Annotated in this window: 13 protein-coding genes; 12 read left to right on the top strand and 1 reads right to left on the bottom strand. The window is 52.3% G+C overall.

The annotated features are described in order from the left end of the window. Positions 1-96: 96 nt before the first annotated feature. From lptM to PRUB_RS07195, 12 genes are all read left to right on the top strand, one after another. Complete coding sequence (lptM, locus tag PRUB_RS07250; protein WP_010387070.1) at positions 97-294, top strand: LPS translocon maturation chaperone LptM; 198 nt, start codon at positions 97-99, stop codon at positions 292-294. Further along, the gene (lysA, locus tag PRUB_RS07245) at positions 295-1548 is read left to right on the top strand and encodes a diaminopimelate decarboxylase (RefSeq protein ID WP_010387069.1); all 1254 of its coding nucleotides are present in this window, start codon (positions 295-297) and stop codon (positions 1546-1548) included. Between the two features lie 89 nt (positions 1549-1637). Then, the gene (dapF, locus tag PRUB_RS07240) at positions 1638-2468 is read left to right on the top strand and encodes a diaminopimelate epimerase (protein ID WP_010387068.1); all 831 of its coding nucleotides are present in this window, start codon (positions 1638-1640) and stop codon (positions 2466-2468) included. Beyond that, positions 2465-3109, top strand: a complete 645-nt coding sequence (locus PRUB_RS07235) for a DUF484 family protein (RefSeq protein WP_010387067.1) — start codon at positions 2465-2467, stop codon at positions 3107-3109. The genes dapF and PRUB_RS07235 overlap by 4 nt, the downstream gene beginning before the upstream one ends. Further along, a complete protein-coding gene (gene xerC, locus PRUB_RS07230) occupies positions 3106-4050 on the top strand; it encodes a tyrosine recombinase XerC (RefSeq protein ID WP_010387066.1) in 945 nt (314 codons plus the stop codon). The genes PRUB_RS07235 and xerC overlap by 4 nt, the downstream gene beginning before the upstream one ends. Before the next feature lie 60 nt (positions 4051-4110). Further along, positions 4111-4815 (top strand): HAD-IA family hydrolase, encoded by a 705-nt coding sequence (locus PRUB_RS07225; protein WP_010387065.1) that lies wholly within the window; start codon positions 4111-4113, stop codon positions 4813-4815. A 118-nt stretch (positions 4816-4933) separates the two neighbouring features. Next, positions 4934-6433 carry a peptide MFS transporter gene (locus PRUB_RS07220; protein ID WP_010387064.1) on the top strand — a complete coding sequence of 500 codons (1500 nt, stop codon included), beginning with the start codon at positions 4934-4936 and terminating at the stop codon, positions 6431-6433. A 278-nt stretch (positions 6434-6711) separates the two neighbouring features. Continuing rightward, on the top strand, positions 6712-7593 hold the full coding sequence (locus tag PRUB_RS07215; RefSeq protein ID WP_010387063.1) for a dTDP-4-dehydrorhamnose reductase family protein: 882 nt from the start codon (positions 6712-6714) through the stop codon (positions 7591-7593). A 6-nt stretch (positions 7594-7599) separates the two neighbouring features. Continuing rightward, a complete protein-coding gene (locus tag PRUB_RS07210) occupies positions 7600-8733 on the top strand; it encodes a retropepsin-like aspartic protease family protein (protein WP_010387061.1) in 1134 nt (377 codons plus the stop codon). A 43-nt stretch (positions 8734-8776) separates the two neighbouring features. Further along, the gene (locus PRUB_RS07205) at positions 8777-9469 is read left to right on the top strand and encodes a pseudouridine synthase (protein WP_010387059.1); all 693 of its coding nucleotides are present in this window, start codon (positions 8777-8779) and stop codon (positions 9467-9469) included. Positions 9470-9663: 194 nt separating this feature from the next. Further along, positions 9664-10536 (top strand): multidrug transporter, encoded by an 873-nt coding sequence (locus PRUB_RS07200; protein WP_010387058.1) that lies wholly within the window; start codon positions 9664-9666, stop codon positions 10534-10536. Between the two features lie 79 nt (positions 10537-10615). Continuing rightward, on the top strand, positions 10616-11677 hold the full coding sequence (locus PRUB_RS07195) for a GGDEF domain-containing protein (protein ID WP_010387057.1): 1062 nt from the start codon (positions 10616-10618) through the stop codon (positions 11675-11677). Here PRUB_RS07195 and PRUB_RS07190 read toward each other — a convergent pair. After that, positions 11674-13965, bottom strand: a complete 2292-nt coding sequence (locus tag PRUB_RS07190) for a penicillin acylase family protein (RefSeq protein ID WP_010387056.1) — start codon at positions 13963-13965, stop codon at positions 11674-11676. The genes PRUB_RS07195 and PRUB_RS07190 overlap by 4 nt on opposite strands. Positions 13966-13977: the final 12 nt, after the last annotated feature.

Below are 13977 nucleotides of genomic sequence, written 5' to 3'. Positions count from 1 at the left end.
TCCGCCGCTCGGACGGAATTAAATTTACTTTCTAAGCTGCTTTTTTTACCAATTCTGTTACTCTGCGATTATAAAGGCACTGACATCATTAATCTAATGAAAGCGACATACACTCAATTTAGCCTATTTACCCTGATCTTGACCAGCCTCTTGCTACTAAGTGCATGCGGTCAAAGTGGGCCTCTGTATTTACCCGAGCAACGTTCACAACCGGCCAATGCGCCCGAGCAAGCACCTCAGCCTGCTCAGGATACTACACCGTCTGAAGACGATGATACGAAACAGGAGTCGTAAATGGATTTCTTTCACTACCAGGATAACCAATTGCATGCCGAGCAAGTGCCCATAAGTGACATCGCCGCACAATATGGTACGCCCTGTTATGTGTATTCACGCAAGACGCTGGAGCGTCATTATCATGCATTCACCGATGCAGCACAGGGACATCCGCACCTGGTTTGTTATGCCGTCAAAGCCAACAGCAACCTGGCGGTACTCAATGTCCTCGCAAGACTCGGTGCAGGCTTTGATATTGTCTCGCAGGGTGAGCTAGCACGGGTGCTCAAAGCAGGCGGCGACCCGGCCAAAATTGTGTTTTCTGGTGTAGCGAAAACTGCACAGGAAATCGCTTTTGCACTCAAAACAGGCATCAAGTGTTTTAATGTCGAGTCCGCTGCTGAACTGCATCGCATCAGCGAAGTCGCCAGAGAGCTCAATCTGCTCGCGCCTGTTTCAATTCGTGTTAATCCGGACATAGATGCCAAAACACACCCCTATATTTCCACCGGGCTAAAAGAAAACAAGTTTGGTATCGATATCAAAGAAGCCTTTAATGTCTATCAACTGGCTTGCGCTTTGCCGGGTCTTGAGGTGGTGGGCATAGACTTCCACATCGGCTCACAGCTTACTGAAGTTACCCCCTTTATTGCCGCACTGGATAAAGTACTGGCCTTGGTTCAGACGCTGGAATCAGCCGGTATCACACTGAAGCATCTGGACATTGGCGGTGGCCTGGGTGTGCCGTACGACAGCGAAAAGCCACCTCATCCCAGTGCCTATGCGGCTGAGGTCAAAGCGCGACTGGCTGACTATCAACATCTGGAACTGATTTTTGAACCTGGCCGTGCCATTGCCGCCAACGCCGGGCTGTTGGTCACCAAAGTGGAATACCTCAAGCCAACCAAGGATAAACACTTTGCCATTGTTGATGCGGGCATGAATGATATGTTGCGGCCGTCGCTGTATCAGGCCTGGCAACAAATCATCGCCGTTGCCCCCAGACAGGACGATACCCCATTGCACACCTATGATGTTGTGGGCCCGGTGTGTGAAACAGGTGACTTTATCGGTAAAGACAGACCGCTGGCTATTCAACCCGGTGATCTGCTGGCGCAACGCGGTGCGGGTGCCTATGGCTTTACGATGAGTTCGAATTACAATTCACGCCCTCGGATTGCAGAAATCATGGTCGATGGCGATACTTGTCACTTGATCCGCAAAAGAGAGACTTTGGAATCACTGTGGCAGGGTGAGCAAGTGCTTCCGTAATGGCGCACAGCATGGCAAAGTAGGGTTATCACAATCATAAAATAGGTGCGGCGCATACTGGCCGCCGACACCAAAATAGATAAGGCTTTATGTTTGTAAATTTTTCTAAGATGCATGGTTTGGGTAATGACTTCGTTGTCGTGGATAACGTGACCCAGAATGTCTTTTTGTCACGAGACCAGATCCGTAAACTGGCACACCGTAATTTTGGCATCGGTTTCGATCAGCTGCTTTTGGTTGAGCCGCCCTATTCCCCGGACCTGGACTTTCACTACCGCATATTCAATGCCGACGGCACCGAAGTAGAACAATGCGGAAATGGCGCGCGCTGCTTTGCCCGCTTTGTACGCATGAAGGGTCTGACCAATAAGCATAAAGTGAGTGTCTCCACCAAAGGTGGCAACATTACCCTGTTCACCGAAAAAGATGGTCAGGTTACGGTCAACATGGGCAAACCCGAGTTTGCGCCTGCGCAGGTCCCATTTAAGGCAAAGCAACAAGAGCAAACCTATATTTTGCGTGCCGAGGAACATACCGTCTTTTGTGGCGTGGTTTCCATGGGTAATCCCCATTGTGTGATAGAAGTCGAGGACATTGAACAGGCAGACGTTGACACGTTGGGCCCTTTACTGGAGCAACACGAACGTTTTCCAAAGCGTGCTAATATTGGCTTTATGCAAATCATTAATCGTGAACACATCAAGCTGCGTGTCTGGGAGCGAGGAGCTGCGGAAACGCTGGCATGCGGCAGTGGAGCGTGCGCCGCTGCGGTGATCGGTATTGCTCAGGATAAACTGGCCAGCACAGTGCGCGTCGACTTACCCGGTGGTAGTATTCAGATACGCTGGAACGGGCCAGGGCAAAGCGTCAAAATGACCGGTCCGGCAGAACACGTCTTCGACGGACAAATTGCATTATGAGCCACTCTTCAGAGCCACTGACACCCGAGCAGGTACAGGCATTTCTCCACCAGCACCCTGATTTTTTGCTGGCGCATCCTTACCTGCTGCTGGAGCTGAATCTGTATAATGAGACGCAAGGTGCGCCTAACCTGGCGTTATTGCAACAACGCACATTGCGTGAGCAAAATCAGCAACAGCAAAAACAAATTGCGCAGATGGTCGCGCATGCACAAGAGAATGAACAAATTTATCGTTTGTTCAGCGAGTGTCAGCGACGCCTCTGGCAATGTCAGGATGTCGGTGCGCTGAGTGAGTTATTGAGTGATGAATTAACACAGCTGCCTAACGTCAGTCACTGCCAACTGGTCAACCTCAATGACGACAGTGAGCAGGCCCGTGCGGTCAACGCGCTCAGGCACAGCCGTCTGAAGGAGTGTAACCGTTACCTGGGTCGTCTGAGCGCCTCAGAACGTAGCAGCCTGATCACAGACACCCGCTGTCAATCCTTTGCTCTCTATCCACTCGGAGAGAGCGATAACACACATGCGGTATTAGTCTTTGCAAGTCACTGCGCCGATCACTTTGCCCCCGGCAATGGGGATTTGTTTGTCAGTGAGCTGGTGTCTTCTTTGCAGCTCAGATTGCAGCATCTGGCATGAGCAAGCCGCACCTTGATGCAAACCCCAATGCGCTCGGCCCGGGCTGGCTGGAGCCAATTGCTGACTTTGCCGCGTATCTAAAGTTTGAGCGCCAGTACTCGGCACACACACTCGGACAATATCAGCGCCAATTATTGCAAGCCGCCGCGTTTTTTGCCCCACACTGTGATCACTGGCTGGCCGTCAACAGTGAGCTGGTCAGGCGTTACTCAGTGCAGTTGCGCAGCCGACAGTATAATCCACGTAGTATCAACCTAAAGCTCAGCTGTGTACGCAGCTTGTACAAGTTTTTACAGCATAAGCAATCCGTCAACCATGACACCCATAACCCGGCACAAGGGCTACGAGGGCCAAAGTTTCAAAAACCGCTCCCTAAAAGTCTGGATGTGGATCAGATGGCGCAACTGCTGGATATTGAGGATGACGATGTGCTTGCCGTGCGCGACAAGGCCATGATGGAACTGATGTATTCCAGCGGGCTGCGAGTCAGTGAGCTGGTCAATGCTAACCTGCATGATATCCGCGATGGCGAAATCCGGGTACTGGGTAAGGGTAACAAAGAGCGAGTTGTGCCGGTTGGCTCCAAAGCCCTGGACGCCATTGCACAGTGGTTAAAACACCGTCCGCAATTTGCCCATGCCGATGAGCCAGCGCTGTTTGTCAGTAAACGAAAAAACCGTATTTCGGCCCGCCATGTGCGTGCCAGAATGCAGGAGTGGGGGATCCGCCAGGGAATAACGGGCACCATTCATCCCCATAAACTACGCCACTCCTTTGCCACGCACTTGCTCGAATCCAGTGGTGATCTGCGGGCCATACAAGAGATGTTAGGCCACACCAGTTTATCTGCTACCCAGGTCTACACCCATGTCGATTTTGGCCACCTGGCCAAAGTGTACGACAGCGCGCACCCCAGAGCCCGCAAACAACGCAAAGACTGAGTAGGCTTTCAGGCATTCTTTAGGTACACTCAAGCGGACCAAAAAACCAAGAGAGATGTTATGCGATTTAACCGTGCCATTGATGAGATTCAGGTGCTGAGCTTTGACCTGGACGATACACTGTATAACAACCACCCCGTGATCGCAGCTGCGGTTAAAGCGATGAACGATTATGTCAATGCACTGGCCCCCTGGCGTGCTCAGGGCCCGCAGTTTTGGCTCGCATGTCGTCAACATGTCGCATCACAACACCCGGAACTCACCCATGATGTCACCCGTTGGCGTCAGGTTGCACTGCGCTACGGCTTACAAAAAGCCGGATTCAGCGCCTCAGAAATAGATCTGCATGCCAAGGCAGCCTACCAGGCGTTTGCTATAGCCCGCAGTCAGATCGTGGTTGACGCGTCGGTACTGGCGCTATTGGCACGCCTGAGAAAGCGTTTTCGGCTCATCGCCATCACCAATGGCAATGTGGAAGTTGACCGCTTCAACCTGGCCGATCAGTTCGAATGCGTACTCATGGCAGGTCGAGATGGTCGCGCCAAGCCCCATGCCGATCTGTTTGAAGCCGCATGCCAACAGTGCGCAGTAGCGCCGCACCAGTTGTTGCACATTGGGGATAGTCTGGATACAGACGTACAGGGTGCAAACCTGGCAGGATGTCGCAGTGTATGGCTGAATAACCAGGATACTTCCTACCGTTATCAGGGCCTTGCAGATCTCGAGATTTCAGACATTCATGCCCTGTCTGTGCTGGCTAACTAAACGCACAAACACGTATATTTCAAAGACCGACTGGCGACCTCGTCGTCAGTTGCAAAATTTTAACAAATCACGTACTAATAAAACTTTCGTATAATAAAACAACAATCGGAAGTCTATTATGTCATCACAGGATACCCATCAGGATACCGGGTTTTATGGCCACCCCCGGGGCCTCTCTACTCTCTTTTTCACCGAAATGTGGGAGCGCATGAGCTTTTACGGGATGCGTGCCTTACTCGTGCTCTTTATGACCGCCTCTTTACAAGAGGAAGGCCTTGAATTTACTGTTGCCGCAGCAGCCGCCATCTACGGTTTATACACAGGTGCCGTGTACTTTCTGGGTTTGCCAGGTGGCTGGATAGCGGATCGATTGCTGGGCGGACAACGCACCGTCTGGTATGGCGGGATCATCATAATGTGTGGTCACATTGTACTGGCCATTCCCGCCCATGAGACTTTTTTCATTGGGCTGATACTGGTTGCGGCAGGCACTGGTCTGCTCAAACCCAATATCAGTGCAATGGTTGGCCAGCTTTATCGTGATGAAGACGAACGGCGCGATAGTGGCTATGCCCTTTATTACATGGGTATCAATTTAGGCTCTGTGCTGGGGTATACGATCTGTGGCTATTTCATGGAAAACCTGGGCTGGCACTGGGCGTTTGGTGCTGCCGCAGTGGGTATGGGTGTGGGCCTTATTCAGTATCGCAAAACCCTGGGTAATATTGCCCATGTCGGAGATCAACCCAGCAACCCGTTACCTGCAGAGAAGGCACGCAAAGCCTGGTCGATTATCGGGGCGGTAATTGCCGTCGTCGCTGGCGTCGTGGCGCTGACCTACACTGGGCTGATCACCATTAACCCGGTTGTCGTTGCCCAATATGTCGCTGTGGCGTTTACCCTCATCTTCTTCGCCTATTATGGGTTCATCTACTTTGCCGGTGACCTGGCGCACGATGAGAAACGTAAAATGTGGGCACTCTTTTTGGTCTGTGTGGCCTCAGCCTGCTTCTGGTCCGGGTTTGAGCAGGCCGGATCTTCACTGAATCTGTTTGCCCGCGATTATACTGACCGACTCATTGGTGACTTTAATATTCCCACAGCCTGGTTTCAGTCTACCAACTCCTTTTTTATCATCATCTTGTCTCCTTTCTTTGCAGCCCTGTGGATCAACCTGGCAAAGCGCATGATCTCCCCGTCATACACCGTAAAATGTGCTGTTGGGCTGGTGATCATGGCCAGCGGTTTTATCGTCATGTTCTTCGCTGCGCAATATGCTGCTCAAGGTCTTAAAGTGGCTCCTATGTGGCTGGTAACCACTTACTTCCTGCATACAGTTGGTGAATTATGCCTGAGTCCTGTGGCGCTGAGCGCCGTCAGCAAACTATCGCCAAAACGCTTTGCCGGACAAATGATGGGCGTGTTTGTGTTAACTTACTCAATCGGAAATATTATCTCTGGCCTGATGGCAGGAAACTTTGACCCCAACAACGTTGAACAGATGCCTAACCTGTATCTGCAGATCAGTCTGTTCTGTATTGGCATAGGGATCCTCGTTGGCCTGTTTGGCATACGCGCTAAAATCTGGGAAGGTCAGACTCAGCAACAATCCGCTTAGTGGGTTCGGGCCGGCTTCGCCCGGCCCGGGTTTAAACTACGGTCGCAGAGACAATGAAAAACCGCGCGTCGCATCTGGACACTGTCTGTAAATTGGGTAAGCTGGCAAAGGTTGCCACACTTCACGGTGGTCGGTGAAATACACCGCACATTCATGCAACCTTGCCGATGTGGAGCGCTTATTGAGTAACACAAAAAGCGTGTGGCACAATGATCCGTTCGCGAGTGATATGATTTTCACTCCTTGTATAAAACAGCCAGACAATCAACGGAGTTGCTATGCAAACCATCGCCATTACCGGCGCGACCGGGCTACTGGGACGTGCACTTGTCAACGTACTGAAGACGCAGCACACAGTCATAGGGTGTGGCTTTCGCCGTGCCGCCCCGCCACTGGTGTCGCTGGATTTATCCGACCAGCAAGCCGTCAATGCCTTTCTCGATCAGTATGCACCGGATGTGCTTATCCACGCTGCGGCAGAGCGAAAGCCGGATGTCTGTGAAACAGATCATGCTCAGACGCTGGCACTGAATGTGGCAGCCAGTGAGCACCTGGCAACACAATGTAGCCAAAGAGGTATTCGCTTATTCTTCATCAGCACCGATTACGTCTTTGATGGCACTCACCCCCCTTACACTGAACAGGCGCGCACCAATCCGCTGAACTTTTATGGCCAAAGCAAGCAACAAGCCGAGCAAGCTGTGCTATCGATCGACCCCACACACAGTGTGATCCGAGTACCGGTACTGTATGGGGAGGTTGAATACCTGGCAGAGTCAGCGGTCACAGTGATCGCTGAGCAACTCAAACTGAATGCGACGGGCGCTCATGATGACTGGGCTATCCGCTACCCCACCCATGTTGAAGACATTGCTCTGACGCTGGCGGATCTGGTAGCACTCCCGGCAGAAAAGCTGGGCGGTATTTATCATGTATCGGATAACCAGGCGATGACCAAATATCAGATGGCACGCACCATGGCACCGCTGTTGGGCATAGATGGTGAACAACTCATCGCAGTGCCAGAACCCACTCAAAGTGCAGCCCGGCCACATAACTGTGCGCTCAAGGATACTCGTCTGCATGTGTTGGGTATCACCCACCAGCGGGAATTTGGTGCTGCGATTGCCGCTGTGCTGGCCCGGCACGAACAGGAGTAATACACAATGCAGGTGAAATCGATACTCTTAGGGCTGTCTTTGCTACTCAATGGCTATTTGGGCTGGCAGCTATATCGTCCTTTACCTGCTGTGTCAGATATTCCTCCCGCAACATCGACTATCCCTGTTGCGGTGGCAACCCCGCCTGATGGCCGCCAGACTCCCATATTAATTACCCAGGCACAACAAGCATTCCAACAGGCTCGCTATGAGCAAGCTCTGACCAGTCTGCTGCAAGCGCGAGAAGCACATCCAAACGCCGTGAGCCAATCCGCTAAGCAGTGGTGGCAGTGGATCAACGCACAGCTGAACCAGGCTTCGCAAGCTCAGCTTTTTGCACAGCTCGCCCTGGTACAGGGCTTCCTCAGAGCTGAGCCACAAGCACTACCAGCACAACGTCTAGAGATCCTCTTATATCAGGCACTTGCACAGCCAGACGAAGCACTCAATCGCCTCCTCATTGCGTACCGACTCAACCCCCATTACGCTGACTGGCAATCTCTGATCGATACGCTTTTGGTATCGCGCCTGGTCGAGCTGAGCGAGCAACAACAATGGCATGAGCTGCTGACTCTTGCGGCGCCCTGGTACGAAGAAAAGCCACACAAGTTGCCATTGCTGACACACCAGGTTGAAGCACATCTGGCCTTATCTCAACCTGACGAAGCGCTGTTTTTAATTGCACAAGCAGACGACACCTTGCGTCACCATCAGGAAACAACAGCACTGCAACAACAGGCGCTGGCTTTACAGCAAGGGATAACACATGTGCCATTGCGCCGTCTCGGTAGCCATTTTGTGCTTGAGGCCCAGCTGGCAGGTACCACCATCGAATTGATGATCGACACCGGCGCCAGCGTCACATCGCTGACTCAGCAACAATTTGCCACGCTGATCCAGGCTGTGGATTACCTTGACACCCGGACCGTATCGACAGCCAATGGGCTGGCCAATGTGGAGTTTTATCAAAGTGAGCAAATGCAGATTGGCGATCAGGTACGCGGGCCTATACAGTTTGCCGTGATGAATGAAATGCGCGCCGGACCGGGGTTGCTGGGCATGAATTTTCTGCGTCACTTTGATTTTGACATCGATCAGCGTAACGCCGTACTGATTTTGCGCCCCCGCAGTCAGAATTGATATACTGCGCTTTTGCTTCCCGGTTTTCCTTTGTATGCAGCCAATGCGCCTAGCCAAATATCTGAGCCACTGTGGTGTCTGTTCCCGCCGTCAGGCGTCACGATTAATCGAAGCCGCCGACGTCACGGTGAATGGCCGCCCGGCCAACCACATAGATCATGTCACAGCAGCCGACCATATTCTCGTCAGCGGCCAGTTGGTTAAGGGACCGGCCCCCAAACAACTCTACATGTATCACAAACCGATTGGTATCGACTGTAAATTACGCCCGGACGACCCAAGCAGCTTGAGCCACCATTTACCACCTGGTGAACGTATTTACCCCATTGGGCGATTAGACAAAGACAGCCGTGGACTGTTACTACTGACCAATGACGGTGAGCTCTGTAACCGCCTGATCCACCCGAAACATCATCAGGAAAAAGAGTACCGGGTGGTGGTCGACCGCCCCTTTGATGAACAATTTTGTGCACGGATGAGTGCGGGTGTGCCGGTCGACGGGGTGATAACCCAGGCCTGCCGGGTTGAGCCAATCGCTGCGGATACCTTTACCATTGTCCTCAGGCAGGGATTAAATCGTCAGATCCGTAAAATGGCACGTTACTGCGGTTACCGGGTGGTGGATTTATACCGGGTGCGAATAGCAAACCTGCAACTCGATCCGCAAGTTTTGCCAGCAGGGCACTTTCTGCCGATTGCGATAACAGAGCTTAAGCTCGAAGAGGAAGAAAAATAGTACCGCCCAATCGACTGTCTGGGCGGTAAAAGTAGCATCGATAAGCAGTATAGCGCGCAGCCGATTGCAGCACACTGCGGCATATTGTCGCACCACCATTTCCACGCGTTATGCTGAATATTTTTCAAGGGTCTGGCATTTCTCTGCGGGTCCGGTTAGTTTCAGTGTTCCGATATTCATCAAAGCCGAAAAATATGGAATGGATTGCCTTTACCTGCCTGGCCGCCTTCAGCCAGGCCTGGCGTAATGCGCTGCAAAGTCGCCTGAGTCAACACGCCAGTGTCGCCAGCGTCACTCTGGCCCGCTTTCTGCTGGCCACGCCCCTGGCCGCGTTATACCTGCTGGGCCTGTACCACTGGCAAACAGCACCCACGCTCACCCTGAACCCAACACTGATAGGCTATGTTGCAGGCGCGAGCATTATGCAGATCATCGCGACCGGGCTCATGGTGGTCTTGTTCAAACGCAACAATTATGCGGTCGGTGTCGGACTGGCAAAAAGTGAGGCTTTGTTAGCCGCTATCCTGGGCATGGTCTTCTTCGGCTCTCATCTGAGCGCGCTGGGCTGGCTGGGTGTCCTGCTGGGTGGTATTGCGGTACTGTTACTCAGTGGTGTTACACTGCGCCATTTTCAGCTGACGACGGCCCTGTTGGGGCTTGCCTGCGGTGGTGCCTTTGCCCTCACCTCTTTATGGGTCCGAGAAGCCAGCATCGCCACCCAATTGCCTTTCCCACACAGCGCGGCCTGGGTGCTGTTGCTGGTGTTATCCTGCCAAACCTTAATACTGGCCTGCTACCTGAGCTATGCAGAGTCGGGCTCCTGGCGACAGCTGTGGCAACACCGCCGGCTCACCTTTGCCATCAGTACCACCAGCTGTATCGGCTCCGTTGGCTGGTTCAGTGCGATGAGTCTGCAACACGTTGCCTATGTCAAAACACTCGGCCAGATCGAGGTATTCTTCTCGCTTGCCATCGCAGTGTGGTGGCTAAAAACCCCGGTTGCCCGGCGTGATACGCTGGGATTATTGCTCATCGCATTGGCTGCAATCCTGGTTATGATGAGTTAGGTGACTGGCCTGGCGTAAATTTTCAGGGAAAAAATGCCGGCACTTCCTATACTGAAGATATTGCAACAATGACAACTGAGTGCCTTACGTGCCGATTGCGCAACATTTTTATAGTCAGCCAGATGAAGTAGAGCTGGTCAAAGTGAAGCTGTTTAAGCAAGTCGCATACTATTGCTTATGCTTACATTTGCTGTTTATTTTTGCTTTTTGGTACAGCCATGTCTATATCCTGTCCATCGCCAACATCGCCAGCGTTGCAGCCTGGGCAACGGGGATTTATCTGCTTAACCGGGGTCACAGCCACCTGGCATTGCGGATTTTTTGTGTCGAAGTGACGGGTCACTCGGTACTGGTGTGTGCCACCTTAGGGATGGATTATGGCTTCCAGTATTACCTGTGGACCATCGCCTGTATGTTGCTGCTGGATATGAAGCTAAAGTTGCGACTGGCCATTGTACTGTCCCTCAGCATGATTGTGTTGTTTGCGTTGTTGTTTGAGCTCTACAGCACCGTAAATACCCCTTTTTTGTTCCAGGAGTACGCCCGCTCAATTCACTTTATTAATGTGTTCGTATGCGGTTTACCCATGATCTACGTCATTGGCCATGTGCGCGAAAGCACCTTTATTCAGCGCCGCCAGCTGGCTAAGTTGGCAGCCAGAGACCCACTCACAAATTTGTTTAATCGTCGCTATGCCAAAGAACTGATCCTCAGAGCGCACAGCAGCTGTGCACACAACGGACAAAGCCTTTGTGTGGTCATGGCCGATCTCGACCATTTTAAACAGATTAACGACCAACTGGGTCATGATATGGGGGATGAAGTACTGCAAACCGTCTCTGATATCTTACGTGAGCATGTCACCGATCAGGATATCGCCGTCAGGTGGGGAGGTGAGGAGTTTTTGCTCGTGCTGGTTGATTGCACCCAGGAAGAAGCGCTCATACGCATTGAAACATTACGACAAACCCTTGAAAAGCAGCGCTTTAATGGCGAAGAACTCACTGCAACGATGAGTTTTGGCGTGGCTTTGTGGCATACCGCTTTGCCTTTTTCCGTCACTTTGCAGCTGGCCGATGATGCACTCTACACCAGTAAAGCACAGGGCCGCAATCGAGTGACTGCGGCCCACACCAACTAGTTGATCGGGGTAAATGTGATGCGATGATTAATGGCTCCGGGTAATAAAGGAACTGCTTCGCCCTGTGCATAGGCGCTGAAGCCAGCCCGGTAAAAGGGTGACAGCGGATGACCACTTTGCCCACCCGCGACACTCATTATCGCTTTATCCAGGTGACCGGGTTGGGCAATAAAACGTTGAGATGCGCCAAATGCCGGCTTTTGTACCGCTGGCATATAACTGTCACCAAACCCAGCCACCACCGGCATATCCAGCAAGCCACTGAGCAGCGGTATTTGCCTGCTAAACGGGTGCTTCACTTCAAGCTGGTTGACCCGCCCCCATTGCCACGCGGCCATATCCCGGCCTTCACTTTCACGCAGCTGCGCTTTCGCCGACTCATAAGCAGCCAGCAACATGGCATCCCAATCACTGTACTGCTGCTGCCAGTGCGCTGGTCGCTCGTGGATCAATTGCCATGCAGCGGGCTCAAGATAGCGCTTCAGGGGCGACAAGCTGCCGTCAACTTGTTGCAAAGTGTGCTCAACCGGCGCAAACAGCAGATCCAGGGTATGATCGCGAAAACGCCTGACTAAGGTATAACCAACCGACTCAGGACAGGCACAAGCCTGCCAGTCAGACAAATACCCGCGGTCTCGCGCATAACTGTCACCCTGACTGGCAAGCAGCGTACTCAGCAACTGATGCCAGGGGGCCATAAAGCGTGCTTCATTGTCGAGTTGCAAGCGCATAAAATCCGCTTCATCAAATTGATTTTGCGCCATCAGGCGATCACGGATCTGTACTGCCCGCGCGCCCAGTGCATAGCCACCATCACCGAAACGCTGATGTTGCTGCGCCGATACCACCCGTGAGTTGGCAGTCCAGATCTTGCCATGGGTCGGGTTCTTAACCACTGGCCGTTGCACTTCATTACGTTGCCAGTCGTCACTGTAAGCCTGACTGGGTATGGCTGTATCGCTAGGTACAGCACGCCCTGGTAAAGCCCCCGTTGGGCGCCAGGCTGCATTCCCTTGGGCGTCCACAACCACCATATTCTGAACCGGAATAGCTATCTGCGCAGCACGTTCCAGTGCCTCATCGACACTCCCCGCCGACTCCAGTCCCAGTAGCCCCAGATTGACCGCGTAATCCTGATGCGCCACCCAGCTCAATGCATAAGCTTCGTCACGGATCTGCTTAACCGGCCCGTAATCACTTAGTGTCAGGGTAAACGCTTCACTCCTGCCATCCGGTAACTTAAGTTGCTCAGTGACTTGCCAGGTCGTGTCGACCTGTGGGTCCAGCTTGATCCAGTCAGCCGTATCCAGATAACCATTGGTAAATCCCCAGGCTACCTGATTGTTACTGCCCACAACCACAGCTGGCGCGCCAGGCAGAGTAACCCCGGACACCTGGATCACCTCACCTGAGGCGGTGTCATAATTAAGCTGGGCGCGGTACCAGATAGCAGGTGTGTTTAAGCCAAGATGCATATCGTCAGAAAGCATTGCTGCCCCCGTTTTAGTATGCTGTCCTGTTACTGCCCAGTTATTACTACCAAAAATTGAAAGCTCTTTAATATGAGGTACACCTTCCAATTTAGCAATGTCGCCAAATTTAGGTATTTCGACACCATTTTTAACGACTTCACTATTATCGAGCGCTGCCTGATAATTACTTGGCTGAATAATAAAGTGCTTCATTTCTTCACCAAGTAAAGATTCAACCAGAATAACTGCCTCATCTCTTTTTAGTGTGCTTTCTTGTAAATCCAGGTACATACTAAAAATAACTAACAAGCTGTCTTCTGGTTGCCAAGGGCGGGCCTCTGCACCGAGTAGGAGGTACTCAAAGCCCTGTACGCCACTTTGCGCCTGTCCTTCATTAACCCCCTGAGTGTAACGCGCCAACAAACGCTGCTCTGACGCCGGTAGCTGCTGTAATATGCGCTGACTCAGCGCACGAAAGCGATGAAACCTCAGCCGTTTATCCAGTCCAAGCGCAGCTTCACCAAATAATTCACTCAACTCTCCGGCCGCATTGCGCCGCAGCAGGTCCATCTGGAAGAAGCGATCCTGACCATGCGCAAAGCCGAGCGCGTAGGCAGCATCCTGCCGGTTCTGTGCGGTGATCACCGCCTGACCAATCGCATCCCGCTCCAGTGTCACAGATGCACTCAACGCCGTCGACTGACCCTGCCCATCGAGCGCGGGCAAACTCAGTGATAAAATGCCATATACCACTGCACTGGCAGCCAGTGCGAGTAACACCAACACCGCAATCCCGCGTTTCAGCCACATCAGCATATTTTTCCCTCA

The sequence above is a fragment of the Pseudoalteromonas rubra genome (assembly GCF_000238295.3).
Lineage (GTDB): Bacteria > Pseudomonadota > Gammaproteobacteria > Enterobacterales > Alteromonadaceae > Pseudoalteromonas > Pseudoalteromonas rubra.
Note: the sequence above shows the minus strand (reverse complement) of the source record. Positions and strands in the feature narration are given on the sequence as shown.